Source organism: Borrelia hispanica CRI (assembly GCF_000500065.1).
Taxonomy (GTDB): domain Bacteria; phylum Spirochaetota; class Spirochaetia; order Borreliales; family Borreliaceae; genus Borrelia; species Borrelia hispanica.
Window position 1 is genome coordinate 1 of record NZ_AYOU01000167.1, and the last position, 948, is coordinate 948.

The following is a 948-nucleotide window of genomic DNA, read 5'->3' on the forward strand; positions in this document are numbered from 1 at the left end:
TAAAAACACCTTAAGGAGATATAAATATGATTACACAATTTACAACTGATTTTATTCACCAGTACAAAGATGCAAAAGGCATGAAATCAATGCTAGATTATATTCACTTAACGCCATCTCAAATAACAACTATTTTAAAAGAAACTTTTAACCAATTATCTAGTGTGTTTATGACACAGAATTTCTTAATTTTATGCCCACGAATGGATTTCAAAGGACAAGGATATGTCCCACAAGGATTTTTTATTCAAGCTAAAAGTGAACTAATAAATATGAAATATAATACTACTTGTTCAAAACGTCCTATAATTGATTACTACACTCGTAAATCTACACATGTAAGTTATAATCCTACTTTCAATGATGAGATTATTACATTAAATAATGCAAGATTAGTTAGTGGATATTCAGAACTACTTAAATGGTCATTTAATGTGCCTTTTGGAAAATCCATATTTCCACATACTAGCAATTTAGCAAAACAACACATAACTAATAGGGTAAAAGAAAGTGTGCCATTTAGTGTTTACAGCCCATCTTTTGGATTTATAGAAATAGTTGCTATTACTTCTCTTGATCTTAAAGATACAGTATATCTTGATGAGGTTGAAATTAGTGTAACATTAGAAGTTCTCAAAACATTTACAAAATATAAAGGATAAATTAATGGAACCTAGACTTTTAAAATATGACTTTAAAATAGAATTCTATGATCAACCTAAAATCTACGAGATACCTAAAAAAGAAAATGAAACTCAAACTGAAAAAACTAAAAAAAAGAGCATACCTAAAGAAGAAACCAAAACTGAAGAAACTGAAGAAAAGAAGAAAAATACAAACGAACCCAAAATTATACTTCGCACTATAGATGGCATACATGTAGACATTAAAATATCTGATGTATATACAAGCAATAACTATATATGTTCTAAACAAGCAAAACTAACT

At 28.0% G+C, this 948-nt stretch carries 2 protein-coding genes; both read left to right on the forward strand.

All coding sequences use genetic code 11. The features are described from left to right. Positions 1-26 precede the first annotated feature (26 nt). Positions 27-662, forward strand: coding sequence for a DUF792 family protein (locus U880_RS0109520; protein WP_024654544.1), 636 nt, complete (start codon positions 27-29; stop codon positions 660-662). Positions 663-666: 4 nt separating this feature from the next. After that, on the forward strand, positions 667-948 hold a 282-nt coding region (locus U880_RS10420; protein ID WP_038359786.1), incomplete at its 3' end, for a DUF693 family protein.

Excerpts from the sequence above, each read along its gene's own strand:
- U880_RS0109520 (WP_024654544.1), top strand. The coding sequence starts at position 27 with ATGATTACACAATTTACAACTGATTTTATTCACCAGTACAAAGATGCA.